Annotated in this window: 19 protein-coding genes and 2 pseudogenes; 10 read left to right on the forward strand and 11 right to left on the reverse strand. The window is 74.6% G+C overall.

What is annotated here, in order from left to right:
- Positions 1 to 221: 221 nt before the first annotated feature.
- The 3 genes and pseudogenes from BLR33_RS00555 to metX all read left to right on the forward strand — a co-directional run bounded on the left by BLR33_RS00555 (position 222) and on the right by metX (position 5,559).
- Positions 222 to 2,759 (forward strand): annotated as a pseudogene (locus tag BLR33_RS00555) (ATP-dependent Clp protease ATP-binding subunit).
- 292 nt (positions 2,760 to 3,051) lie between these two features.
- Positions 3,052 to 4,413, forward strand: a complete 1,362-nt coding sequence (locus tag BLR33_RS00560) for a bifunctional o-acetylhomoserine/o-acetylserine sulfhydrylase (protein ID WP_093782219.1) — start codon at positions 3,052 to 3,054, stop codon at positions 4,411 to 4,413.
- Positions 4,414 to 5,559 (forward strand): homoserine O-acetyltransferase MetX, encoded by a 1,146-nt coding sequence (metX, locus tag BLR33_RS00565; protein WP_093782220.1) that lies wholly within the window; start codon positions 4,414 to 4,416, stop codon positions 5,557 to 5,559. It begins immediately after the preceding gene.
- Positions 5,560 to 5,580: 21 nt separating this feature from the next.
- Here the strand turns inward: metX and BLR33_RS00570 are convergent, their stop codons facing one another.
- Positions 5,581 to 5,970 (reverse strand): VOC family protein, encoded by a 390-nt coding sequence (locus tag BLR33_RS00570; RefSeq protein ID WP_093782686.1) that lies wholly within the window; start codon positions 5,968 to 5,970, stop codon positions 5,581 to 5,583.
- A 76-nt stretch (positions 5,971 to 6,046) separates the two neighbouring features.
- On the opposite strand from BLR33_RS00570, the pseudogene BLR33_RS00575 reads away from it, so the two are divergent.
- The 3 genes and pseudogenes from BLR33_RS00575 to BLR33_RS00585 form a co-directional block, all read left to right on the forward strand.
- A pseudogene (locus BLR33_RS00575) lies at positions 6,047 to 6,175 on the forward strand (helix-turn-helix domain-containing protein); the annotation flags it as partial.
- Positions 6,176 to 6,633: 458 nt separating this feature from the next.
- Complete coding sequence (locus BLR33_RS00580; protein ID WP_093782221.1) at positions 6,634 to 9,297, forward strand: S8 family peptidase; 2,664 nt, start codon at positions 6,634 to 6,636, stop codon at positions 9,295 to 9,297.
- 321 nt (positions 9,298 to 9,618) lie between these two features.
- A complete protein-coding gene (locus BLR33_RS00585; RefSeq protein WP_093782222.1) occupies positions 9,619 to 11,973 on the forward strand; it encodes a SpoIIE family protein phosphatase in 2,355 nt (784 codons plus the stop codon).
- Between the two features lie 89 nt (positions 11,974 to 12,062).
- Here the strand turns inward: BLR33_RS00585 and BLR33_RS00590 are convergent, their stop codons facing one another.
- The gene (locus BLR33_RS00590; protein ID WP_093782223.1) at positions 12,063 to 12,941 is read right to left on the reverse strand and encodes a helix-turn-helix domain-containing protein; all 879 of its coding nucleotides are present in this window, start codon (positions 12,939 to 12,941) and stop codon (positions 12,063 to 12,065) included.
- A 142-nt stretch (positions 12,942 to 13,083) separates the two neighbouring features.
- Here BLR33_RS00590 and BLR33_RS00595 point away from each other — a divergent pair, with 142 nt between their 5' ends.
- Positions 13,084 to 14,037, forward strand: a complete 954-nt coding sequence (locus BLR33_RS00595) for an aldo/keto reductase (protein WP_093782224.1) — start codon at positions 13,084 to 13,086, stop codon at positions 14,035 to 14,037.
- A 74-nt stretch (positions 14,038 to 14,111) separates the two neighbouring features.
- Here BLR33_RS00595 and BLR33_RS00600 read toward each other — a convergent pair whose 3' ends face one another.
- From BLR33_RS00600 to BLR33_RS00620, 5 genes are all read right to left on the reverse strand, one after another.
- The gene (locus BLR33_RS00600; protein WP_093782225.1) at positions 14,112 to 15,794 is read right to left on the reverse strand and encodes a SpoIIE family protein phosphatase; all 1,683 of its coding nucleotides are present in this window, start codon (positions 15,792 to 15,794) and stop codon (positions 14,112 to 14,114) included.
- 118 nt (positions 15,795 to 15,912) lie between these two features.
- A complete protein-coding gene (locus tag BLR33_RS00605) occupies positions 15,913 to 16,812 on the reverse strand; it encodes an LLM class flavin-dependent oxidoreductase (protein ID WP_093782226.1) in 900 nt (299 codons plus the stop codon).
- Between the two features lie 9 nt (positions 16,813 to 16,821).
- A complete protein-coding gene (locus BLR33_RS00610; RefSeq protein WP_245771053.1) occupies positions 16,822 to 17,025 on the reverse strand; it encodes a hypothetical protein in 204 nt (67 codons plus the stop codon).
- Between the two features lie 26 nt (positions 17,026 to 17,051).
- Entirely contained in the window at positions 17,052 to 18,305 is a 1,254-nt protein-coding gene (locus BLR33_RS00615; RefSeq protein WP_093782227.1) for an RNA polymerase sigma factor, read from the reverse strand.
- Complete coding sequence (locus BLR33_RS00620; protein ID WP_093782228.1) at positions 18,302 to 18,664, reverse strand: YciI family protein; 363 nt, start codon at positions 18,662 to 18,664, stop codon at positions 18,302 to 18,304. Before BLR33_RS00620 ends, BLR33_RS00615 begins: the two co-directional genes overlap by 4 nt.
- Before the next feature lie 385 nt (positions 18,665 to 19,049).
- On the opposite strand from BLR33_RS00620, the gene BLR33_RS00625 reads away from it, so the two are divergent.
- Both BLR33_RS00625 and BLR33_RS00630 read left to right on the forward strand, forming a co-directional pair.
- Positions 19,050 to 19,709, forward strand: a complete 660-nt coding sequence (locus BLR33_RS00625; protein WP_176930057.1) for a GntR family transcriptional regulator — start codon at positions 19,050 to 19,052, stop codon at positions 19,707 to 19,709.
- On the forward strand, positions 19,706 to 21,013 hold the full coding sequence (locus BLR33_RS00630; RefSeq protein ID WP_218136582.1) for an MFS transporter: 1,308 nt from the start codon (positions 19,706 to 19,708) through the stop codon (positions 21,011 to 21,013). Before BLR33_RS00625 ends, BLR33_RS00630 begins: the two co-directional genes overlap by 4 nt.
- Before the next feature lie 45 nt (positions 21,014 to 21,058).
- Here the strand turns inward: BLR33_RS00630 and BLR33_RS00635 are convergent, their stop codons facing one another.
- Positions 21,059 to 22,024: a quinone oxidoreductase family protein gene (locus BLR33_RS00635; RefSeq protein ID WP_093782230.1), complete on the reverse strand. Its 966-nt coding sequence runs from the start codon at positions 22,022 to 22,024 to the stop codon at positions 21,059 to 21,061.
- Positions 22,025 to 22,172: 148 nt separating this feature from the next.
- Between BLR33_RS00635 and BLR33_RS00640 the strand changes: the two genes are divergently transcribed.
- Entirely contained in the window at positions 22,173 to 22,682 is a 510-nt protein-coding gene (locus tag BLR33_RS00640; protein ID WP_093782231.1) for a MarR family winged helix-turn-helix transcriptional regulator, read from the forward strand.
- Between the two features lie 15 nt (positions 22,683 to 22,697).
- On the opposite strand, the gene argG is transcribed toward BLR33_RS00640, so the two are convergent.
- The 3 genes from argG to BLR33_RS00655 all read right to left on the reverse strand — a co-directional run bounded on the left by argG (position 22,698) and on the right by BLR33_RS00655 (position 25,081).
- Positions 22,698 to 24,146 carry an argininosuccinate synthase gene (argG, locus tag BLR33_RS00645; RefSeq protein ID WP_093782232.1) on the reverse strand — a complete coding sequence of 483 codons (1,449 nt, stop codon included), beginning with the start codon at positions 24,144 to 24,146 and terminating at the stop codon, positions 22,698 to 22,700.
- A 40-nt stretch (positions 24,147 to 24,186) separates the two neighbouring features.
- Entirely contained in the window at positions 24,187 to 24,456 is a 270-nt protein-coding gene (locus BLR33_RS00650; protein WP_093782233.1) for a hypothetical protein, read from the reverse strand.
- A 109-nt stretch (positions 24,457 to 24,565) separates the two neighbouring features.
- Entirely contained in the window at positions 24,566 to 25,081 is a 516-nt protein-coding gene (locus BLR33_RS00655; protein WP_093782234.1) for a GNAT family N-acetyltransferase, read from the reverse strand.
- Between the last annotated feature and the right edge of the window lie 38 nt (positions 25,082 to 25,119).

Genomic DNA, 25,119 nt, shown 5'->3' on the forward strand with positions numbered 1-25,119 from the left:
GAGGCGCCCGCCCGGCGGGGCCGTGTCCACCCGTGCCGTCCTGCATGAGCCGGGCCCACCTGGTTACCCGTAGGGGGTGACTCCTCGCCCGCACATGCGGCCACGGATGCCGCCGCGAACGCAGCCACGGGCCCCCGGCAGAAGGTTCCACGGGACCGGCAGAAGGTCCCCGCGGGCGGCCCGGCCACCGACCCACGCACCACGCGACGGAACGGAATGCGATGACCAGCAGCTTCATCGGCCCGGAGGGCGACCCCTTCGGCGACTTCCTCGCCCGCTTCTTCGGCGGTTCGCGCCCCGGCCCGCGCCAGGTCGACATCGGCCGGCTGCTCAGCCGGCCCGCCCGGGAGCTGGTGATGGGCGCCGCGCAGTACGCCGCCGACCACGGCAGCCGGGACCTGGACACCGAGCACCTGCTGCGGGCCGCGCTCGCCGCGGAACCCACCCGCAGCATGCTCAGCCGGGCGGGCGCGGACCCCGACTCGCTCGCCTCCCAGATCGACGAGCGCTCCGGACCGCTCCAGCAGCCGCCGGCCGAGGACGCCCCCACCGCGATCAACCTCACCCCCGCGGTCAAGCGCGCCCTGCTCGACGCGCACGACGTGGCCCGGGCCAGCGGCGCCGGCTACATCGGCCCCGAGCACGTGCTCACCGCGCTGGCCGCGAACCCCGACTCCGCCGCCGGGCACATCCTCAACGCGGCCCGCTTCGCCGCGGCGGGGGCGGCGCCCGAGCAGGGGCCGGAGGCCGCGCCGCCCGGCGCCGAGCCGCAGCAGGCCACCGGCACGCCCACCCTGGACTCCTACGGCCGCGACCTGACCGACCTGGCCCGGCAGGGCCGTATCGACCCGGTGATCGGGCGCGACCAGGAGATCGAGCAGACCATCGAGGTGCTCTCCCGGCGCGGGAAGAACAACCCGGTCCTGATCGGCGACGCGGGAGTGGGCAAGACCGCCATCGTCGAGGGCCTGGCCCAGCACATCGCCGACGGCGAGGTACCCGACGTGCTGCTCGGCCGCAGGGTGGTCGCCCTGGACCTGACCGCCGTGGTGGCGGGGACCCGCTACCGGGGCGACTTCGAGGAGCGGCTGAACGGCATCGTCGGCGAGATCCGGGCCCATTCCGAGCAGTTGATCGTCTTCATCGACGAGGTGCACACCGTGGTCGGCGCCGGCGGGGGCGGCGAGGGCGGCTCGATGGACGCCGGCAACATCCTCAAGCCCGCGCTCGCCCGCGGCGAGCTGCACATCGTGGGCGCCACGACGCTGGAGGAGTACCGGCGGATCGAGAAGGACGCCGCGCTCGCCCGCCGCTTCCAGCCGATCCTGGTGCCCGAGCCGTCGGTGGCCGACACCCTGGAGATCCTGCGCGGGCTGCGCGACCGCTACGAGGCCCACCACCAGGTCCGCTACACCGACGAGGCGCTGGCGGCGGCCGTGGAGCTGTCCGACCGCTACCTGACCGACCGCCGGCTGCCCGACAAGGCGATCGACCTGATCGACTAGGCCGGCGCCCGGGTGAAGCTGCAGGCCCGTACCAAGGGCACCGATGTGCGCGCCTTGGAGCGCGAGGCGAAGCAGCTGTCGGTCGACAAGGACCAGGCCGTCGCCGACGAGCGGTACGAGCAGGCCACGCAGCTGCGCGACCGCGTCGCCGAGCTGCGGCGGCGCATCGCCGAGGCGGGCGGGGACGGCGAGGCCGACGAGGGGCAGCACCTGGAGGTCACCGCCGAGGCGATCGCCGAGGTGGTCTCGCGGCAGACCGGCATCCCCGTCAGCAGCCTGACCCAGGAGGAGCGCGAGCGGCTGCTCGGCCTGGAGGAGCACCTGCACCAGCGGGTGGTGGGGCAGGACGAGGCGGTGTCGGTGGTCGCCGACGCGGTGCTGCGCTCGCGGGCGGGGCTGGCCAGCCCGGACCGGCCGATCGGCAGCTTCCTGTTCCTCGGCCCGACCGGCGTGGGCAAGACGGAGCTGGCCCGCGCGCTGGCCGAGGCGCTGTTTGGCAGCGAGGACCGCATGGTCCGCCTCGACATGAGCGAGTACCAGGAGCGGCACACCGTCAGCCGCCTGGTGGGCGCGCCGCCCGGGTACGTCGGGCACGAGGAGGCCGGCCAGCTCACCGAGGTGGTGCGCAGGCACCCGTACTCGCTGCTGCTGCTCGACGAGGTGGAAAAGGCGCACCCCGACGTCTTCAACATCCTGCTGCAGGTGCTGGACGACGGGCGGCTGACGGACTCCCAGGGCCGCACGGTGGACTTCACCAACGCGGTCGTGGTGATGACCAGCAACCTCGGCTCGGAGGCGATCACCCGGCGCGGGGCCGGCATCGGCTTCGGTTCGGGCGGCGCGGAGGCGGACGAGGAGGCGCGGCGCGAGCAGATCCTGCGGCCGCTGCGCGAGCACTTCCGGCCGGAGTTCCTCAACCGCATCGACGAGGTCGTGGTGTTCCGGCAGCTCAGCACCGAGCAGCTGCGGCAGATCACCGACCTGCTGCTGGAGCAGACCCGGCGGCTGCTGCACGCCCAGGGCGTGGCCGTGGAGTTCACCGAGGCGGCGGTGGACTGGCTCGCGCAGCGCGGCTACCAGCCGGAGTACGGCGCCCGGCCGCTGCGCCGCACCATCCAGCGCGAGGTGGACAACCAGCTGTCCCGGATGCTGCTGGACGGTCAGGTCGGCGAGGGCAGCCGGGTGACGGTGGACGTCGCCGACGGGCAGCTGGCGTTCCTGCGCGGCGGCGGGCAGCCGGCGCCCGCGGAGTGACAGGCGGGAGCCGAACCGGCCCGGCGCGGGCCCCGGGCGGGCACGCGCCGGCGGCCGGGCGGGAGGCCGCGGGGTGACGGGCCGGGGCCGAACGGGCCGCGCGCGGGCCCGGGTCGGGCCCGGACGGGAGGCCGCGGTGCCCGCCGACGGGCCCGGTTCCTTCGGCAGGATTGCGGGCGTGTGTCGTTTGTGACGGCCTCATGTCACGTTGCGTATCGGGCTGTTCGCGCCCTGTCCGGCTGTGCTTACCTCGTCGCACGTCAGCGCGCCGCCCTCCCGCACGAGGAGCACCATGAGCAGCCAGCCCGTCGACTCCGTCACCGCCGGTCACACCCCAGAGGAGCCGGCCGCGGGGCCGGACACCTCGGCGTGGTCGTTCGAGACCAAGCAGATCCACGCCGGGGCCGCACCGGACCCCGTGACCGGGGCCCGGGCCACACCGATCTACCAGACCACCTCCTTCGTCTTCCGCGACACCCAGCACGCGGCCGACCTGTTCTCGCTGGCCGAGCCGGGCAACATTTACACCCGCATCCACAACCCGACCCAGGACGTCTTCGAGCAGCGGATCGCCGCGCTGGAGGGCGGGGTCGCGGCGGTGGCGCTCTCCTCGGGGCAGGCAGCCGAGACGCTGGCGATCCTGACCCTGGCGGGCGCCGGCGACCACATCGTCTCCAGCACCTCGCTGTACGGCGGCACGTACAACCTGTTCCGGCACACGCTGCCGCGCCTGGGCATCGAGGTGTCCTTCGTCGACGACCCCGACGACGCCGAGGCATGGCGGGTGGCGATCCGGCCGACGACCAAGGCGCTGTTCGCCGAGACGCTGGGCAACCCGCGGGGCAACGTGCTCGACGTGCGGGCCGTGGCCGACGTGGCCCACGCGGCGGGCGTGCCGCTGATCGTGGACAACACGGTGCCGACCCCGTACCTGCTGCGACCGCTGGAGCACGGCGCGGACATCGTGGTGCACTCGGCGACGAAGTTCCTCGGCGGGCACGGCACCGCGATCGCGGGCGTGGTCGTGGACGGCGGCACCTTCGACTTCGGGGCGCACGCCGAGCGGTTCCCGGACTTCACCGCGCCCGACCCGAGCTACCACGGGCTGCAGTACTGGCCCGCGCTCGGCCCGGGCGCCTTCGCGGTGAAGCTGCGGGTGCAGCTGCTGCGCGACCTCGGGCCCGCGCTCTCGCCGCACTCGGCCTTCCTGCTGCTGCAGGGCGTGGAGACCCTGAGCCTGCGGATCGAGCGGCACACGGCCAACGCGCAGGCCCTGGCCGAGTGGCTGGAGCAGCGCGACGAGGTTGCGGCCGTGCACTACCCGGGGCTGGAGTCCAGCCGCTGGTACGCGGCAGGGCAGCGGTACCTGCCGCGCGGCGCAGGCGCGATCGTCTCCTTCGAGCTGCGCGGAGGTGTCGAGGCGGGCAAGCGGTTCGTGGACGCCGTGGAGCTGTTCAGCCACCTGGCCAACATCGGCGACGTGCGCAGCCTGATCATCCACCCGGCGTCCACCACGCACAGCCAGCTGGACGAGGCGCAGCTTGCCGCCACTGGCACCGCGCCCGGTCTGGTGCGGCTGTCCGTGGGCATCGAGAACCTGGCCGACCTCAAGGCGGACCTGGAGGCCGGCTTCCGCGCGGCGAAGGGCGCGTAGGTGAGCGCGGCCGCCGCCGCAGAGGTCCCCCTCCCCCGGGCCGGCGGGGCCTGGCGGGAGGGGGACCCGCCCGGGCGGCGCCGCTGGTATGCCGCGCCGGAGCCGCTGGCGCTGGAGGGCGGGGGGCACCTGCCGGGGGTGCGGCTGGCCTTCGAGACCTGGGGGCGGCTCGCGCCCGACGCGTCCAACGCGGTGCTGGTGCTGCACGCGCTCACCGGTGACAGCCACCTCAGCGGCCCGGCAGGGCCCGGGCACCCGACGCCGGGCTGGTGGGACGCGCTGGTGGGGCCGGGCCGGGCGCTGGACACCGACCGGTGGTTCGTCGTGGCGCCCAATGTCCTCGGCGGCTGCCAGGGCAGCACGGGACCGTCCTCCCCGCGCCCCGGCGGCCGCCGGGCCTGGGGCGGCGCTTTCCCGTTCCTGACCCAGCGCGACCAGGTGGCGGCCGAGGCCGGGCTCGCCGACGCCCTCGGCATCGGGCGGTGGGCGCTGGTCGTCGGCGGGTCGATGGGCGGGATGCGGGCGCTGGAGTGGGCGGTGACGCACCCGGCGCGCATCGGCGCGCTGCTGCTGCTCGCCACCACCGCGGCCGCGAGCGCCGAGCAGATCGCGTGGGCGGCGGTGCAGGTGGGGGCGATCCGGGCGGACCCGCACTGGCAGGGCGGCGACTACCACGGCACCGGGCGGGTCCCCTCGGCCGGGCTGGGCCTGGCCCGGCGGCTGGCCCACATCACCTACCGCAGCGAGCCGGAGCTGGACGCCCGCTTCGGCCGGCTCGCACAAGGGGCGGAGGACCCGTGGCACGGCGGCCGCTACCAGGTGGAGTCCTATCTCGACCACCACGCCGGCAAGCTGGCCGGCCGGTTCGACGCGGGCAGCTACGTCACGCTGACACAGGCGATGAACGCGCACGAGGTGGGCCGCGGCCGCGGCGGCACCCGGGCCGCCCTCGCCCGGGTGACGGCTCCCGCGCTGGTCGCGGGTGTGGACTCCGACCGTCTCTACCCGCTCGCCCAGCAGGCCGAGTTGGCGGCGCTGATCCCGCACGCGGACCGCGTGCGCGTGGTCGAATCGCGTCACGGCCACGACGGTTTCCTGATCGAGACGGACCAGGTGGCCGCCCTCGTAAGGGAATTGCTGCCCTGAGCGGTGGGCGGCCGCGCCGGTTCAACGGCGGTGCTGGATCAGGTCCCAGCGGTTGCCGTACAGGTCGTGGAAGACGGCGACGGTGCCGTACGGCTCCTCCCGGGGCTGCTCCTCGAACGCGACGCCTGCTGCCCGCATCCGCGCGAGGTCCCGGGCGAAGTCCTCGGTGACCAGGAACCATCCGACCCGCCCGCCGGTCTGGTCCCCGACGCGCGCCTGCTGCCGCCCGGTCGCGGCCCGCGCGAGCAGCAGCCCGCTCTCCGCCGCGCCGGGCGGCGCGACCACCACCCACCGCTTCCCGCCGCCCACGGGGGTGTCCTCCCGCAGCTCGAACCCGAGCGCACCCGTGTAGTACGCGATCGCCTCGTCGTAGTCCCGCACGACCACGGTCGCCAACCCGAGATACGCCATCCGCCGAGCCTGCCGGGCGGGCGCCGCGGACACCACCGGATTTCGGCCGTGGCCGACCCGGTTCCCGGGCGACCGCGAGCACACGGACCCGTTCACCAACACCGTCGCGGTCACCGTCGGCCGGCTGCGCCGCAAGCTGGGCGCCCCGCCGGTCATCACCACCGTGCCGACGGTCGGCTACCGGATCGCCGGGCCGGAGCGGTGAGCCGAGCCGTGAGCCGAAGCGTGAGCCGCGGCCGTGAGCCGCACTGGCGGCCAGAGTCCGTGAGCAGCACCGGCGGCCGGGACCCGTGAGCGGAACCGGAAGGCGGGACCGCCGACGGCCGGCTCTCCGGCTGGGAGAACGGAACTCCGGCGCTGCGCACGCTGATTGCATGCAACATCGTTGTCCGAAACGGCACAAGATCCCCGAAATCCGCGCCCGCTCTTAAAGGTCCGTTTAAGGAACGCTGCATCCGTTCCCTTTTCGATCACTTGGCGTGCACACTGCAGCAGGGTGCCCCCACCGCCCGTCGCACGGTTCGTCCCTTCCGTACGCACGCACATGGGAGTCGTCATCTCCGAGATACTCCGTTCCCCCGCCTGCGCGGCAATCGCCCGAAATCCCCTCGCCCACAGCCCCGTGAAGAGCCCGGAGAGCGGCGCGCAGACGGGCGGGGGCCGATGAGACGCACCCGGCTCGCCCTCGCCGCGACAGCGTTCGCCGCCGGCCTCTCGCTCACCGTCGCCGGCGGTGCGGGCGCCTACGCCGCCCCGGCGCCCGCGGCCTCCCTGGCCCCGGCGGAGTACGGCGCCGACGCGGGCGGCGCCGTCATCGTGGTCCTGGCCGACCAGCACAGCGACCTGAAGCTCAAGGCCCAGGGAGCCGCCCGTACCTCGGCCACCCGGGCCGACCAGCGCTCGATCGTCGCCGACATCAAGGCCCAAGGCGGCTCCGACATCCGGCAGTTGGTGAGCGTCAACGCGGTGGCCGCCCACCTGTCGGCCGCCGCGGTGAAGCAACTGCGGGCCGACCCCGCCGTGTCGGAGATCCTGCCCGACGCGACGATCACGGTGCAGCCCGGCTCCACCACCCCCAAGGCGAAGCCGGCCAAGCTCGACCCGGCGCTGTGCCCGGCCGATCCGGCCAAGCCGTTCACCGAGCCGGAGGCGCTGTCGGTCGTGCGCGCCTCCTCCGACGACCCGAAGGCGGGCCCGGAGGGCAACGACATCGCCACCGGCAAGGGCGTCATCGTCGCCAACGACGGCATCAACGAACTGGCGGGCAACCCGAACTTCATCCGCAAGGACGGCACGCCCGTCGTCCTGGACGCCCCCGACCCGACCGCGGACGACAGCGACGGCGAGTACTACGGCGACGCCTCCTCGATCGCCGGGCAGGGCACGGTCGTCTACGACTACTCCAAGGAACTCCCGTACTCCGGGCTGCCGTCGGGCTGCACCTTCACCATCAAGGGCGTGGCTCCGGACGCCTCGCTGGTGGACAGCTCGGTGATCGACACCCCGCCGAGCGGCTCGGCCGGCGCCGTGCAGCAGTCGGAGTCCGAGGTCGTCGCGGGGATCGACAACGCTGTCGTGAACGAGCACGCCGACATCATTTCCGAGTCCTACGGCTACACCCCGCGGCCGGGCCGCTACGCGGTCTTCTACGCCGCCAACGACGCGGCGATCGCCGCGGGCGTGACCGTCGTGGTCTCCTCCGGCGACAGCGGCGTGTCCGGTACGGTCTCCTCACCGGCCACCGACCCGCTGGCCATCGCGGTGGGCGCCACCAACACGCTGCGGCTGAACGCCCAGGCCACCGGCTACACGAAGTGGACCAACAACAACATCACCCCGCTGTCCTCGGGCGGCACCGCGCCGAACAACCGGGTGGTCGACCTGGTCGCCCCGGGCTACGGCGGCGAGGCCGCGTGCAACCCCAACGGCAGCGACTGCCCGGCGAACACCCAGACCGAGGCGTTCGGCGGCACCAGCGAGTCCTGCCCGATCGTGGCGGGCGCCGCGGCCGACGTGATCCAGGCCTACGCCGACAGCCACCACGGCACCAAGCCGACGCCGGCGCTGGTCAAGCAGATCCTCACCAGCACCGCCACCGACATCGGCGCCCCTGCCGACGAGCAGGGCGCGGGGCTGCTGAACGTCGCCGCGGCCGTGCGGGCCGCGCAGCAGGAGCCCGGCACCACGGCCGTCCAGCACGGCAAGGGCAAGCCGGCCGACGCCCGCAGCCTGGTCGTCCACTCCCCGACCCAGTTGGACGTGACCGCTCCGGCGGGCACCAGCGCGCAGTCGGTGACGCTGTTCAACACCAGCGCCAAGGACACCGAGGTCAGCGCCGCCTACCGGTCGCTGAGCACGCCGGCGCAGTTCGGCCGGACCGTCACCGAGCCGGTGAGCGCCCCCGACCCGAGCCTGCCGGTCCCGGCACAGGGCGCCCAGGCGGCGGCCCCGATCAGCTTCACCGTGCCCAAGGGGCTGGACCGGCTCGACGCCGACATGCTCATCCCGGACCCGGCGAACTCCACGATCCTGTCGTTCACCCTGGTCGACCCCAAGGGCGCTCTGACGCAGATCTCCTACGACTACGGCACCCCGCCGACCCGGGCCGGCCGCACCGGCACCGTGTCGAACATCCAGCACGTCGAGGTCACCGCCCCGGTGCCGGGCCGCTGGAAGGCGCTGGTGCTGTGGGCCAACGGCCGCGCCCACCTGCAGGAGCCGCCGAACGTGCCGGGCACCTTCACCGGTGACATCTCCTTCCGCACCACCGGCCAGCACTACGTCACCTCGCCGGCCGCGCACCCGGTGCGGATCAAGGCGCACTCCAGCGCCGTGGTCCCGCTGAAGGTCGCCATGCCGGCGGCCCCGGGCGACCACCCGGAGTCCGTGCAGTTCACCGCGGCGAACGGGGCGAGCACCTCGCTGCCGGTGGCCCGCCGGACCCTGATCCCCTCCCAGGGCGGCCCGTTCGACACCACGATCACCAGCAGCGTCGGCCGGCAGGTCGGCCAGATCAGCACGTACGACCTGGACGTGCCGGCCGGCAAGCAGGACCTGGACGTCGACTTCACGACGCCGGACGCCAGCCCCGACAACCCGATGACGTTCTGGCTGCTCGACCCGAGCGGCACCGTCGTGCAGCAGGTGGCGGCGACCCCGGCCACCGACGCCTCGGGCGCCACGATCGCCGCGGCGCACCTCGTCGCGCCGAGCCCGGCCGCGGGCCGCTGGGAGATCGACGTGGAGCTCAACCTGACGACGAGCGGCAAGGAGTTCACCCAACTGGTGCACGGCGTGGTCGGCTACGACCGGCCACCGGCCGGCTGAGGCTCCCCCCGTCCCTCGTACGTCCCGGTGCCCGGGGAGCCTCGCGCTCCCCGGGCACCGCCCGTCCGGCCGCCGCACACCCGCCGCCGGGCCCGCCACCGGAAAGCGGCCGTCGCGGTGAATGCGCTCGGCTCCCGGTAATTGCGCCCCGGGAATTACCGGGGAGGGCCGCAAAGTCAGGCGACGCATAAACGCTCAATATTTCCCCCCGGACGCATCCTGCCTGCTCGCGGAGGAAATCCGCTCCGATTCTTCGCGGCCCACCCCGGGTACTAGGCTTATGTGGGGGAATGGATTGCCGCCAGTCAGGAGCCCGTTCTCGTGAGCACTGGATGTGAGGGGCCGGGCGACCAGGGCTTCGTCTTTCCCGCCCTGGGTGCTGCCGTGGTGGACGGCCGCGGCACGGTCACCGCGTGGTCCCCGGCCGCCGAGCGGCTGACGGGGGTGGCGGGGGATGCCGCGTGCGGGCGACCGTTCGCCGAGCTTTTCCCGGGAACGGGCGGCGGTCCGGCGCCGTCGGGCCGGACGGTTCCCGCGGGGGGCCGGACGCTGGATGTGCACGCCCTGCCCCTGACCGGGGCCGGCGGCCACAGCGTCGTGCTGTTCGCGGACGAGCGGCAGGCGCGGACGTGGGGCTACGGGGTGTCCCTGCTGGAGGCGTTCCTGCGGCAGCACCGGATGGGTTTGGTGCTGCACGGCGGCAACCTGGACGTGGCGCTGACGAACTTCACCCCCGGAATGTTCGGCGGCCCCGGCTTCGGCCCCGGCGACCGCCTGTCGGACGTCGCGGTCGCCGACGAGGCGCACGACGTCGAGAAGGTGCTCGGCCAGGTGCTGCTGTCGGGGGAGCCGGAGATCTCGCGCGAGGAGCGACTGAGCTCGGCGCAGCGCCCCGGCAAGCAGTGGCTGCTCTCCTGGTCGGCGCTGCGGCTGGAGGACGCCGAGGGGCGGCCCACCGGCGTGGCGGCGGTCGTCAACGACGTGTCGGACCAGGAGCGGGTACGGCGCCACCGCGACCTGCTGCACCGCGCGGCGACCGCGATCGGCTTCTCCCTGGACATGCGCCGTACCGCGCAGCACCTGGCCGACGTGACCGTGGAGGGCCTGGCGGACCTGGCCACAGTGGACATCGCGCAGCCGGTGCTGGCGGGTGACGAGCCCGCCACGGCCCCGCTGGGCAATGTGCCGCTGATCCGGCTCGCCGTCGCCTCGGCGGACGGCACCTGGCCGCAGGACGTGCTCGGCCCCGGCGGGTCGTACAAGGACCTGCCCGAGAGCGCCGAGGTGCTGCGCATCCAGCAGGGGCATGCCTTCGCGCTCAGGCGCCAGGACACGGTGGACGCCCTGGGCAGCGAGGAACTGGTGCGATTGCTGGTGCCGCCGGGCGCCCACTCGCTCGTCGTCGTCCCGCTGTTCGCGCGGGGCCGGCTGCTGGGCTCGGTGACGGGCTGGCGGACCCGGCAGCCGGAGCCCTACGACGACAGCGAGGTGGAGCTGCTCACCGAGATCGGCTCCCGGGCGGCGCTCGGCATCGACAACGCTCGCCGCTACGCGCGCGAGCACCGCGCCGCGGCCGCCCTGCAGCAGCGGCTGCTGCCGCGGGCCGGCACCGACACCCCGGCCGCGCGGACCGCGGGTGTCTACCAGGCGGCGGGCGGGACCGCGGGGATCAGCGGCGACTGGTTCGACGCGATCAGCCTGCCCTCGCTGCGGGCCGCCTTCGTCGTCGGCGACGTCATCGGGCATGGGCTGCCCGCCGCCGCCGCCATGGGACGGCTGCGCACGGCGATCCAGACGTACGCGGACCTGGAGATGGAGCCCTCCGAGGTGCTGGCCCGGGTGGAGGACCTGGTGCAGCGCCTGGCCGCCGAGGCGCCGCAGGACCAGCAGGACACCATCGGCGCCACCTGCCTGTACGCGGTCTACGACCCGACGACGCACGAGTGCACGCTGGCCAGCGCGGGGCATCCGCCGCCAGTGCTGGTGGAGCCCGGCGGCGCGCGGGTGGTCGACGTGGTCCCCGGCCCGCCGCTCGGCGTCGGGGGCGCGCCCTTCCAGTCGGTGACCTTCCCCGTGGCGCCCGGCAGCGTGCTCGCGCTCTACACCGACGGGCTGTTCGAGCTGCGGGGCTACGACGGTCCCGACGGCATCGGGCGGCTGCGGGACGACCTGGCCGCCGCCTGCTCGGCGGGGACCCCGCTGGAGCAGATCGGGCGGACGATCGTGGAGCGCCCGCACGCGCGCCCGCCGCGCGACGACATCGCGCTGCTGCTGGCCCGGACCCGTGCGGTCGATCCGCGCAACGTACGGGCCTGGCGGTTCCCGGCCCGGGGCGAGTCGGTCGCCGAGGCGAGGGCGGCGGCCGTGCGGCAGCTGCAGGAGTGGGGGCAGGACGGGCCGGCCTTCAGCGCGGAGCTGGTCGTCAGCGAGCTGGTCACCAACGCGATCCGGCACGGCAGCGGCCCGGTCACCTTGCGACTGATCCTGGACCGCACACTGATCTGCGAGGTCGCCGACGCCAGCAACACCCAGCCGCGGCTGCTGCGGGCGGCCGACACCGACGAGGGCGGGCGCGGCCTGTTCATCGTGGCCCAGTGCACGACCCGCTGGGGCTGCCGCTACGGCCGCCAGGGCAAGACGATCTGGACCGAGCAGCCGCTGGAGCCGGCGGGCTGATCCGCGGGAGCGGGCCCCCTGCCGGAGGCGGGAGCTCAGCCGGGGACGGGCGTCCGGCGCGGCGCTCCGAAGGGCGGCGGCCGCTGTGCTCAGGCGGGCGGCAGGTGCCACCGCGGGTCGCGTACGGGCTCGCGCGACTCCTCCGACTCGTCGGCGCTGCCCGCGGCGATCGTGGCGAGCCGGGCGAGCGCACGGGCGGAGGGTGTGCCGGGCTCCGCGTGGTAGACGACGAGCACCTGGTCGTCGGTGCCGGCGACCACCAGCTTCTCGCGGTGCAGCTCCAGCGCGCCGACCTCGAGGTGGTGCAGCCGGGCCGGGCCGCCGGCCCGGCGGACGACGTCGTGCCGCGCCCACAGCTTCCTGAACCGCTCGCTCTTCAGGGCGAGTTCGCCGACCAGCGCGGCCATCCGCGGGTCGTCGGCGTGCGCGCCCGTCACGGCGCGCAGCTGGCCGACCGCGGCGGCGGTGGCCTGCTCCCAGTCCTCGAACAGCTCCCGCTCGCCCGGGTCGAGGAAGGCCGCGAGCAGCCGGTTGGTGCCGGGGCGCAGGTTGGGCGAGAGGGCTCTGGCGACGGGGTTGGCGGCGAGCACGTCCAGGTAGCGGTCCTCGACGAAGGCGGGCATCGGCAGGGAGTCCACCAGCAGCCGGGTGCCGGCGGGGACCTGCTGCGGGCGGGATCGGCCGGGGCGGGGCCGGGGGCGGACCAGGCCGTGCAGGTAGGCGGTCTGGTCGGGGTCCAGCCGCAGGGCGCGGGCGAGGGCGGCGGTGACCTGCGCGGAGGGGGTGCGGTCGCGGCCCTGCTCCAGGCGCAGGTAGTAGTCGGTGCTGATGCCGGCGAGCAGGGCGACCTCCTCGCGGCGCAGCCCCGGGGTGCGCCGCTGCCCGATGGCGCGCAGCCCCACGTCCTGCGGGTGCACCTGCTCGCGGCGCGCCCGCAGGAACTCCCCCAGCGTGTTGGGCGTCTGCATGTCTTCCACGGTAGGCGGCCGGCCGGGCACCAGCCTGGTCCTGCTTCTCCCAGGAAGTTTCCGGCACTGCCGGGGCGCGGCCGCGCGGGCGAGGGTGGAGGGGCGGGAGGGTCCCGCAGTCACCCGATGGAGGAGCGCAACGATGGAGCAGGTGGAACTGGGCGGCCTGGCCGTGTCCGCGGAGGGCCTGGGCTGCATGGGCATGAGCTCGGTGTACGGGGCGGCGGACTGGGACGAGTCGGTCGCGGTGGTCCGGCGCGCCCTGGACCTCGGCGTCACCCTGATCGACACGGCCGACGCCTACGGGCTCGGCCACAACGAGGTGCTGGTCGGCCGGGCGCTGGCCGGCCGGCGCGACGAGGCGCAGATCGCCACCAAGACCGGCATGGACTTCACCACCGGCCGCGGCCGGCTCGTGGTCAGGAACGACCCGGAGCGCATCAAGGCCGCCGCCGACGCCTCCCTGCTGCGGCTGGGCACGGACCGGATCGACCTGTACTACCTGCACCGGGTGGACCCCGAGGTGCCGCTGGAGGAGTCGGTGGGCGCGCTCGCCGAGCTGGTCGCCGAGGGCAAGGTGCGCGCCATCGGCCTGTCGGAGGTCACCGGAGAGCAGTTGCGGGCCGCGTACGCCGTCCACCCGATCGCGGCGGTGCAGAGCGAGTACTCGCTGTGGACCCGCGACCCGGAGACCACGGTGGCCGACGCCGCCCGGGAGCTGGGTGTCGGCCTGGTGGCGTACTCCCCGCTGGGGCGCGGCTTCCTCACCGGCACGGTGGAGGCGGGCGCCCTCGCGGCCGGCGACGCGCGGCGCCGGCTGGCCCGGTTCGCCGAGGACGCGGCAGCGGCGAACCGCTCGATCGCCCAGGCGGCCGCCCGGATCGCCGAGGCCAGGGGTGCCACCGCGGGCCAGGTCGCCCTGGCCTGGGTCGCCGCGCAGGCGCCGCGGCTCGGCGTGCCGGTCGTGCCGATCCCGGGCACCAAGCGGCTGCGCTGGGTGGAGGAGAACGCCGCCGCCCTGGGGGTGCGGCTGACCGATGAGGACCTGGCGGTGCTGGACGGGCTGGCCGGGCAGGTGGTGGGCGCCCGGTACTGAACCTCCCGGGGCCGGGACCGGTTCTCGCCCGGTCTCCCTGCCCGGTCCGTGCCGGGTCCTTGCTCAGTGCTTGCTCAGTTCTTGGATGCGGCCACCCGCACGGCGAGGACGGCGACGTCGTCCTCGTTGTGGGGCGGGCGGGAGCGGGCGAGCAGCTGGTCGGTGAACATGTCCAGCGGGCGGCGGGCCAGTTCGGTGGCGTGCCGGCGCAGGGTCTCCATCCCGTCGTCCAGGGTCTGCCCGCGGGACTCGATCAGCCCGTCGGTGTAGAGCACGAGGGTGGAGCCGGGTGGCAGGACCACGGCGGCGTCGGTACGCCGGCGCCGGTCGTCCACGCCCAGCAGGAGGTCGTGGGCGTCGGTGAGATAGCGGGCGGGCCCGTCGGCGGCCACCAGCAGCGGCGGCGGGTGGCCGGCGTTCGTCCAGCAGACCTCGCAGCTGCCGTCGGCGGCGGGCCTGACATGCGCGAGCACCAAAGTGGCCATGGTGACCTCGACGATGTGCCGGCAGGCGTGGTCCAGCCATTCGACCGCCCGGCTGGGCAGCTCGGGGTGGACCCAGGCGAAGGCGCGCAGCATGTTGCGCATCTGCGCCATCCCGGCCGCCGCCTCCAGGTCGTGCCCGACGACGTCGCCGACGGCGACGGCGGTCGCGTCCTCGGAGAGGATGAAGGCGTCGTACCAGTCGCCGCCGACCTGCGAGGCGTCGGGCGCCGGCAGGTAGCGGGCGGTCATCCGCAGGCCCGGGATGCGCGGCATCTGCGGCAGCAGGTGGCGCTGCATGGTCTCGGCGACCTTGCGCTGCCGCTGGTAGAGGCGGGCGTTGTCCAGGGCCAGGCCGGTACGGCGGGCGATGTCCTCCAGCAGCGCGAGGTCGTCCTCGGTGAACGGGTCGGGCCGCTCGGAGCGGCCCAGGGTGAGGGCGCCCATGGCCTCGCGCAGCCGGTGGATGGGGACGATGACGGCCGAGTGCATGCCGCTGGCGTCGAACAACCGCCGCTGCTCGACCGCCACGTCGGAGTCCGGCGGGCCCTGGTAGGCCTGCGGTCCGGTGAGGGAGGAGGCGACCCCGCGCAGCGCCCGCGACAGCGGCATCGGCGATTCCGCGGGCACCGGCGGCATGGGGCCCTGCAGCTCCTCGCGCACCTGCACGGCGCCGTCCTCGACATGGGCGACGACCGCGCGCCTGACCTCGTCGTGCTCGGTGATCAGGTCGACCACGGCCCAGTCGGCCAGGCGGGGCAGGACCAGGTGGACCAGGCGGCTCAGCGTCTCGTCGACGTCCAGGGTGGAGGTCAGCTGCTGAGTGGTCTCGGCGAGCAGGGCCAGTCGCTCCAGTTGCGAGAGCGGGGCCGTAACCCCCTGCCGTAGCGGGGCCGGGTCGACGGGGTGGAAGACCGTGAGCGCGCTCGCCCCACGGCCGCCCTCCCAGGGGGTGACGAGCCAGAAGATCCGCAGCAGCGAGCCGTCACCGCGCTCCAGCCACTCGTCCTCGCCCTGCGCGGTGGTGCGGGCGCGGGCGGACTGCCGCAGCGCGCACCGGGTCCTGGGCACCCGTTCGCCGCGGCCGCTGCGGTGGAGCAGGTCGTGCGCGTCCTGGCCGACGACCGCGGCGGCGGCGCGGCCGAGCAGCTTTTCCGCCCGGTTGTTCAGCGCGGTGACCACGCCCTGTTCGTCGGTGGTGTAGGCACCGGCGCCCAAGGCGTGCAGCAGTCCCGATATGTCCTCCGGGACCTGCCCGGAGGCTTTACTCGTCATACCGTCACCATACCCAGCAGGGCTGCCCCCACCGTTCCCGCCGATCGCACGCGCCTCTGCCGCCTCCTGCGGGCGGCGGGCGCGGCCGGCGGCTTTTCCGCCCCGCGCGGGCCCCGGATCAGGCCTCCAGCGCGGCCAGCACCGCCCCGAGCTGGCCGCGCGGGTCCGCACCGACCGGGCGCAGGACGACGGTGTCGGCGCCGGCCGCCCACAGGGCCCGCACGCGGGCGGCGGCCTCGGCCGGGGTGCCCGCGGTGAAGTGCACGTCGGGGGCTGGGATGCCGAGCCAGGCGGCGTACTCCGCCCGGATCGGGGCGAGGGCGGCTTCCACCCGCGCGGGGTCGTCGGAGACGGCCAGGTGGCTGAAGACGATCAGCTCGTGCGGCCCGGTGGCGCCGGCCGCGGCGCGCCCCGAGGCGATGCGGGCGAGCGCGGCCGCGACCCGCTCGGGGCCCTGGCCCTCCGCCATGACGGTGCCGTCGGCCACCCGTCCGGACAGTTCCAGGGAGCGCGGCCGCACCACGCCGGCCACGAGCGGGGGCACCTCGGCCGGCGGGTGGACCAGGGCGGTGTCCTCGATCCGGACCGCCTTGCCGCGCAGGTCGGCCCGCTCGCCGCGGAGCAGGGTCCGCACCGCGACGACGGTCTCCTCCAGCAGGGCGAGCTTGTCGGGGTGGGTGGCGCCCACCCGCTCCATCCACTCGGGGACGCCGTGCCCGATGCCGGCCACCAGGCGGCCGGGGAAGAGCCGGGCGAGCGTGCCGAGTTCCATGGCGAGCAGTGCGGGGTTGCGCAGCGGCGCGGGCGCGATGCCGATGCCGACCCGCAGGCCGCCGGTGGCGGACAGGGCGAGCGCCGCGGAGGAGATCGAGCCGGCCCAGCCGAGGTCCTCCACGACCCACAGGTCGTCGGCGCCGTCGGCCTCGACGTCCCGGGCGAAGCCGGTCAGCTCCTCGGGCGGACGGCTCCTGTCGAAGACCACACCGATCCGGCCGCGCGGCACGGGGCTGTTCGTCATGCGCACAACTTAGCGGTTGGTTCCGGAAGTCCTGTCGTAGGCGGCCAAGTAGGCCAGGGCGCCGCCTCGGCCGTAGGTGTGGTTCACGCGCATCGCCCGGGCCTGCCCGGGCGCGAGCGTGGGGTGGCAACGGCAGCGGACCTGGATGGAGGTCTTGAGCCGGCGGCGCTCCGAGGCGGTCAGTACCACGGGCACGGCGCGGGTGACTGGCACGGGAAGAGGTCGATCCACGGGCGCGATCAGCTCTGTGCGGAGGTGAGGCGCATGGCACGGGCGGTGAGATGACGTCGTTCCGGCGCGCTGGTAGTGCGTCGGGCGGCGTCGAAGTAGGCGTCCGCCGCAGCCTGGTGCTCGCCCAGCAGCTCGAGGAAGTGGGCGCGGGTGGCGAGGAGCCGGTGATGGCGCGCCATCCGCCGGTCGGACTCCAGGGCGGCGAGCAACTCCAACCCGGCGGCGGGGCCGTGCACCATGGCGACGGCGACCGCGCGGTTGAGGGTGACCATCGGGTTCGGCGTGACCTGCTCCAAAAGTCCGTACAGTGCGAGGATCTGCGGCCAGTCCGTGGAGTCGACATGCTCGGCCTCGTCATGGACGGCGGCAATCGCGGCCTGCAATTGATACGGGCCGACCCCACCCCGGGGCAGGGTCCGGCTGATCAGGTCGACTCCCTCGGCGATGAGCCGACGATCCCACTGGCCGCGGTCCTGTTCGGTCAGCGGCACCAGGTCGCCGCCGGCCCCGGTGCGGGCGGGGCGGCGCGCTTCGGTGAGCAGCATCAGCGCCAGCAGACCGGCCGCTTCGCCGTCGTCGGGCAGCAGGCGGTGCAGCAGCCGGGTGAGCCGGAGCGCCTCGGCCGACAGGGCCGGCGCGGTGAGGTCGGCGCCGTCCGTAGTCGTGTACCCCTCGTTGAAGATCAAGTACAGCACGTGCATCACCGCCCCAAGGCGTTCGGCGTGGTCGGCCGGCTCCGGCATGCGGAGCTGCATACCGGAGGCCTTGATGGTCTGCTTGGCCCGGCTGATGCGCTGGGCCATCGTCGCCTCGGGAACCAGGAAGGCCCTCGCGATCTGGGCGGTCGTCAGCCCGCCGACCACGCGCAGCGTCAGCGCGATCCGGCTGGGCTCGGACAGCGCCGGGTGGCAGCAGAGGAACAGCAGCGCGAGGGAGTCGTCCCGATCCGTGCCCGATGCGGCATCCGCGGCATGGCTGAGCAGCTCCGCCTGAGGGGTGGCCAGGGCAATCCGGTCCTCGCGACGCCGCCGGGCACGCTCGCTTCGCACCTGGTCGACCAACCTGCGGGAGGCGACGGTGACCAGCCAGCCCCGCGGGTTGTCGGGCAGGCCCTCGACCGGCCATCGGAGGGCGGCGGCGAGCAGCGCCTCCTGCACCGCGTCCTCACACGCGTCGAAGACGCCGTACCGGTGCACCAGCGCGCCGAGGACCTGCGGCGCCAACTCGCGCAGCAGGTCCTCCGCGCGGTGATCCACGCTCACACGTCCGCCGCGGCCTCGTGCAGGACGGGCCACAGCTCGACCGGTTCCACGTCGGCGAAGGGCATGTCCGCCGCGATCTGCTGTGCCCGCTCCAGGCTCTCGCAGTCGAGCAAGTAGAAGCTCGCGAGGTACTCCTTGGTCTCCAGATAGGGGCCGTCGGTCACCATCGCGGCCCCGTCCTTGCGGCGCACGAGCTGGGCGAGGGCCGCGTCCGCCAGACCGTAGGCACCGATGAGCTCCCCGGTCCCCTGGTACTTCTTGTTGAACGCGTCCTGCCTGGCGATCGCCTCCGGCCATGCTTCGGCCGGAAACGAGTCCCACTTGGCCTGATTGCCATAGATCATCGCGACGTACTTCATCTCGGGCGTTCCCCCGGTTCTGCGTGCCCCGTTGGCGCGCTGTCACCCCTCAGTCGGAGCAGGAAGCAGGTCCTCGACATCCGGCGACAAACTTCTTCGACTTTTTCTCCGCGCCGCCGACGGCAGGCCTGGGCACTCCCGTGCGGCTACGGAAGATCAACATACGGCCCTCGGCCCCCACAGGACGCACCGGCTGGGCATGCCACGCGCCGAGCGGACAACCGGCATCTCACACAGGCCCTGCCGCTACGTCAACCCCCGAAGGACTTCCGGAGCCGACCACTTAGCGCCTGCGCTCGCCACTCCCCCATGGCGGCCAGGAGCGGCCCGTGGCATTCTAGAGGGCGTTGCATGCAAGAATGCATGCATGCGGTACGGTCGTCGGGTGACCGAGACCTATGAAGGGTCCGCGGTGGCGCCGCTCCCGGCGGCCGACCGCGCGTACCTGCACACCAAGCGGGCAATCCTGCGCGGCGACCTGGTGGGCGGCCAGGTCGTCAGCGAGGGGCAGATCTGCGACGCCCTGGGGATCAGCCGGACCCCCGTGCACGAGGCGTTCCTGCGGCTGGACGCCGAGCGCCTGCTGGCGCTGGCGCCCCGGCGCGGGGCCGTCGTGGTGCCGATGGAGCCGCAGGAGGCGCGCAACGTGCTGGAGATGCGCGAGGCGGTCGAGGGCGCGGCGGCGGCTCGGCTCGTCGCGGACGGGCCCGCGCCCGCGCCGCTGCTGGAGCGGCTGCGGGCCAACCTCGACCGGCAGCGGGACTTCGCCGACGCGGCCGACACCGACGGCTTCATCGGCTGCGACGAGGACTTCCACGCGGCCGTGGTGACCGGTTCGGGCAACGCCACCGCCGTGCACTTCTTCGCCCTGCTGCGCGACCGGCAGCAGCGGCTGCGCCACCAGCTCCTGGGCCTGCGCCCGGGCGAGCTGGGTGTGGTCCTCGCCGACCACCACCGCCTCCTCGCCCGCCTCGCGGCCGGCGACGCGGACGGCTACCGCACCGAACTGGCCGCGCACGTGGCCCGCCACCGGGGTGCGCTGTGACCGCGAACGGGACGGCGGGCCGCACCCGCAGCCCCGCCCTGCCGGGTGCGGCCGCCGCCCCCGGCGCCTGGCGGGCGGTGTTCGGCGCGATCTTCGCGAGCACCTGGTGCGGCAACCAGTTCAGCCCGCTGCTGCTGATGTACGAGCAGCACCAGCACTACTCGACGGCGCTGGTGAACATGTTCCTCGGCGTGTACGTCCTGGGCCTGGCGCCCACACTGCTGCTCGCCGGCGCCCTGTCCGACCGCTACGGACGGCGCCCGCTGATGTGCGCCGGCATCGTGGCCTCGCTGGCGGCCGGCGGCGCGCTCGCCTTCGGGCCGCTCGGCCCGGCCCCGGTCTTCGCCGGGCGGCTGCTGTCCGGGGTGACGGTGGGGGTGTCGATGGCGGTGGGCAACAGCTGGCTCAAGGAGCTGTCCCAGCCGCCCCACGACCCGGCGGCCGACGCCGGGACCGGTGCCCGCCGCGCCTCCCTGGCCTTCACCCTCGGCTCGGGCTGCGGCGCCCTGGTCGCGGGGGCGCTCGCCCAGTGGGGACCGTGGCCCGAGGTGCTGCCCTTCCTGGTGCAGATCGCTGTCGCCGCTCCGTTCACGCTGCTCGTCGCCCGGGTCCCGGAGACCGGCCGGGGCGGCCTGCCGGGGCCGCTGCGGGCGCAGTTGCGTGTTCCCGCGGCGGGGCACCGGCGGTTCGTCCGCGTCGTGGCGGTCGCCGCGCCCTGGCTGTTCGCCTCGGCCGCCCTCGCCTACGGCTACCTGCCGGTCCTGCTGCGGGGCGCGACGGGGCACTGGGGCCTGGCGTACGCCACCGCGCTGACCGGTGTCACCCTCGGTGTCGCGGCTCTCGTACAGCCGTGGGCCAAGCGGCTCGACAGCCCGGACAGCGCGCACGGCCTGGTGGTCTCGCTGGTGCTCACCGCGGCCGGGCTCGGCCTGTTCACGCTCGCCCAGTGGCAGCGCTCGCCGCTGCTCGGCGTGGCGACCGCCGCCGTCCTGGGCTGCGGCATCGGCGTCGGCCTGGTGAGCGGGCTGATGGAGGTGCAGCGGATCGCGGGCCCGCGCGACCTGGCCGGGCTGACCGGCGTGTTCTACGCGCTGGCCTACGCCGGGTTCCTCACCCCCACCGTGCTCGCCTCCGTCACCCCGCCGCTGCGCACCACCTGGCTGATGCTCGCCCTGTGCGCGCTCGCCGCGCTCAGCGCGGCCACGGTGCGGCGCCGCACGGGCGACCACCTCCCGGCGCACGCCCACCGGCCGGACCGCATGCTGTCCCGGGCCGCGGAACCGCAGGAGTCGCCGGCCGAGTGACGTGCCGGGCCGGCGTCCAGCGGGGGGTCGGGCGGCGGCCGTCCGTCACCCGCCCGGGGTCAGCACGATCCGCTGCTCGGGCGGCACGGGTGCGGTCCACGCCTTCTCCACCTCGGCGAGCGGCACCTGCAACGGGTCGGCGCTCAGCGTGCCGGCGGTGAACTGCTCGGCCAGCTCCGGCAGTTCGGCGAGGATGTCGCTGACGCCCACCGAGCCCTGCCCGCTGCCCACCAGCTGCACGTTCGCCGCCCGCAGGTAGGCGGAGGGCAGGGTGATGTCGGGGCCGGCGACGGACCCGATCTGGATCCAGGCGAGCGGCCGGGCCCGGTCGGCGCGGGCGGTGAGCACTGCGCGCAGCGCCTGCTCGGTGGGCCGCCCCCACAGGTAGTCCACGACCACGTCGACGTCCGCGGCCGCGTCGGCGAGACCGGCGTCGTCGTCCTCTCCCCCGGTCAGCCGGACGGTCACGTCGGCGCCGCCGGTGTCGCCGAGCACGGCCAGGCGTTCGGGGTCGCGCCCGGCGGCCACCACGTGGGCGGCCCCCAGGTGCTTGGCTATGCGCACGGCGAGCCGGCCCGCGTTGCCGGTGGCGCCCAGGACCAGCACCGAGGCGCCGGGCGGGAGCGGGACGCGGCGGCGCAGCGCGACCCAGGAGGACATGCCCGGGTTCATCGCGGCGGCCACCGCGTAGGGGTCGCTGTCCGCGGGGAGCGGGACGGCGCGGCGGCGGTCGACGACGGCGTACTCGGCCATCGTGCCCGGCACGCCGTCGGGCGCGACGAAGTAGAGCAGCTCGCCCTCGGGGGTGCGGCCCACCCCGTCGATGCCGGGGACCATCGGGAGGGTGCCGTCGCAGGTGTAGTGGGTGCCGTCCGCGGCCGAGCGCACCCGGGGGTGCAGGCCCGCGGCGACGATGTCCACCAGGACCTCGTGCGGGCCGCGGGGCTGCGGCGTGTCGATCGTCCCGTAGCGGGGCGGGGCGTCGAAGGAGTGGACGACGGCGGCGTGCATGGCGGTCTCCTGGGGTCTGCGGACATCCGGGCGGCGGGCAGGGCGGTATCGGGCGCGGGCACCACCGGCGGGTCGCCTATGGTTGGTGCCACGTACCACCCTGACAGTAGTTTGTGCCACGTACTAGGTCAAGTGGAGGCCGCCACCCATGACTCCCCACCGCACCGCACCGGAGGACACCGCGCCGCTCGAGGCGCGTCAGGCCGAGGCGGACGAGACCGTCGACGCCCTGGTGCAGCTGTCCTTCCTCGTGCAGTCCGCCCTCGCGCGGATCGCCGCCGAGCACGACCTGTCGCTGGTGCAGGTGCGGCTGCTGGGCATCCTGCGCGACCGCCGGCCCGCGATGCGCGAACTCGCCGATCACCTCGGCCTGGACAAGTCCTCGATGACGGGGCTGGTGGCCCGCGCCGAGAAGCGCGGCCTCGTGCGGCGTGAGCCCTCCCCGCACGACGGGCGCGGCGTCCTGGTCGCCCTCACCGAGGAGGGTCGGCGGCTGACCGAGCGCAGCACCGCCGAGATGCGCCGCCACATCGCCGGTCTGACCGAGCCGCTCACGGCCGTCGAGCGCGGCCTGTTGCGCGCGCTGGCCGGGAAGCTGCTGCCCGGAGGCGCGAACGCGGCAGGGGAGCCGCCCTCGCGGGTGGCTCCCCTGCCGTGATGCGCCGGTCGGGCCTCAGTCGTTGCCGGCCTCCATGGCGGCGCGGTCCAGGACCAGCTCCTCCTCGTCCGACTCGCCGCGCGAGGCGATGGCCTCCGCGCCGCCCTGCGGCATGGCGCCGATCAGGTCGGTCGGCGTGGCCGGGGGCGCGGGGATCAGGGCCGGGTGGGCCGCGCCGACCATACCCAGGCGCGCGTACTGCTCCAGCTTGGCGCGCGAGTCCGCGATGTCCAGGTTGCGCATGGTGAGCTGGCCGATCCGGTCCACCGGGCCGAACGCGGAGTCCTCGGTGCGCTCCATCGACAGCTTGTCCGGGTGGTAGCTGAAGGCGGGGCCGGAGGTGTCGAGGATCGAGTAGTCCTCGCCGCGGCGCAGCCGCAGCGTCACCTCGCCGGTGACCGCGGTGCCGACCCAGCGCTGGAGCGACTCGCGCACCATCAGCGCCTGCGGGTCCAGCCAGCGGCCCTCGTACATCAGCCGGCCGAGCCGCCGGCCCTCGGTGTGGTAGGCGGCCAGGGTGTCCTCGTTGTGGATGGCGTTGACCAGCCGCTCGTAGGCCGCGTGCAGCAGGGCCATGCCGGGCGCCTCGTAGATGCCGCGGCTCTTGGCCTCGATCACCCGGTTCTCGATCTGGTCGGACATGCCCAGGCCGTGCCGCCCGCCGATGGCGTTGGCCTCCGTCACCAGGTCGACCGCGGAGGGGAACTCCTTGCCGTTGATCGTCACCGGGCGGCCCTGCTCGAAGCCGATCGTGACGTCCTCGGGGAGGATCTCCACCTCGGGGTCCCAGAACCGCACGCCCATGATCGGGTCCACGGTCTCGATCCCGGTGTCCAGGTGCTCCAGGGTCTTCGCCTCATGGGTGGCGCCCCAGATGTTGGCGTCCGTGGAGTACGCCTTCTCCGTGCTGTCCCGGTACGGCAGGCCGTGCGCGACCAGCCACTCCGACATCTCCTTGCGCCCGCCCAGCTCGCTGACGAAGTCCGCGTCCAGCCAGGGCTTGTAGATGCGCAGGTGCGGGTTGGCGAGCAGGCCGTAGCGGTAGAAGCGCTCGATGTCGTTGCCCTTGAACGTCGAGCCGTCGCCCCAGATCTGCACGCCGTCCTCGAGCATGGCCCGCACCAGCAGGGTGCCGGTCACCGCGCGGCCCAGCGGAGTGGTGTTGAAGTAGGCCCGGCCGCCGCTGCGGATGTGGAACGCGCCGCAGGTCAGCGCCGCCAGGCCCTCCTCGACGAGCGCCGCGCGGCAGTCGACCAGGCGGGCCAGCTCCGCGCCGTAGGAGGTGGCGCGGCCGGGCACCGAGGCGATGTCGGGCTCGTCGTACTGGCCGATGTCGGCGGTGTAGGTGCAGGGCACGGCACCCTTGTCGCGCATCCACGCGACGGCGACCGAGGTGTCGAGACCGCCGGAGAAGGCGATGCCGACTCGCTCGCCGGCGGGCAGGGAGGTGAGGACCTTGGACATAGGAAGAGTATGCACTGCAATGCATGCTCATGCAAGGTCCTCACGGCGAGTCGCCGTCCCAGTCCCAGCGGGCGGGATCGGCCGGGCGCGCCCGGTACCAGGCGTGGCCGCCGGCCCCGAAGGCGCCTATCTCCGTGGCCAACGCGACCCCGCCCGCCCTGGCCTGCCGGGACCAGCCGGTGACGTCGAGCAGCAGCCCGTCCAGCGGGCCGCCGACGAGGTCCGCGTACTCGCGCCCGGGCTCGGGACCGGGGTCCGGGTCGTCGTGTTCGGCGCCGTACACGCGCCGCAGCATCCACCGCGCATCCATACCGGCAGCCTGCCACCCACCACCGACAACGCCCCTGCCCGAACGGCGGCTGCCGGCTCCCGCCACTACCGGCACGAGGGCCCGGCCCGGTGCGGGCGCCGCTGCGGGCTCAGGCCCGCCCGGCCCCGTCCAGCCACGCCCGGCACAGCACGCCGACGCCGCCGTCGAACTCCACGCCCGGGTAGCTGAAGTCGCGCGTCACCTCGGTGAAGCCGAGCCCTTGGTGCAGCCGCAGTGAGGCGGTGTTGCGGGCGTTGGCGAAGTACCAGACGCACGGGGCCCGCCCGGTGACCCATGCCGTCCTCACCCGTACCAGGGCCGTGCCCACTCCGCGGTGCCGGTGGTCGGGGGCGACGGCGAGCCCGGAGAGGTAGAAGCCCTCGGGCGCGGTGTCGGGCGGCCCGCCGAGCGGGGGCGTGAAGCGGTGGACCTTGCCGTAGCCGACGACGCGGCCGGTCCCGCCGTCCTCGGCGGCCGTGAAGAGCGCGTGCGGGCCCGGGACAAGGAGCGACCCGAAGGCGCGCGCCCATGTCCCCGCGGACCCGCCGCTGTGGTCGGCCGCCAGGCTTCCGCACGCGGCGAGGTCGCCCGCCCGCGCCGGCCTGACCTCCACATCGCTGTCCACGGCCCCATTCTCCCCGCCCGGGGCGCCCTTGCGGCAGG

The organism is Actinacidiphila guanduensis (genome assembly GCF_900103985.1).
GTDB classification, from domain to species: Bacteria; Actinomycetota; Actinomycetes; order Streptomycetales; family Streptomycetaceae; genus Actinacidiphila; species Actinacidiphila guanduensis.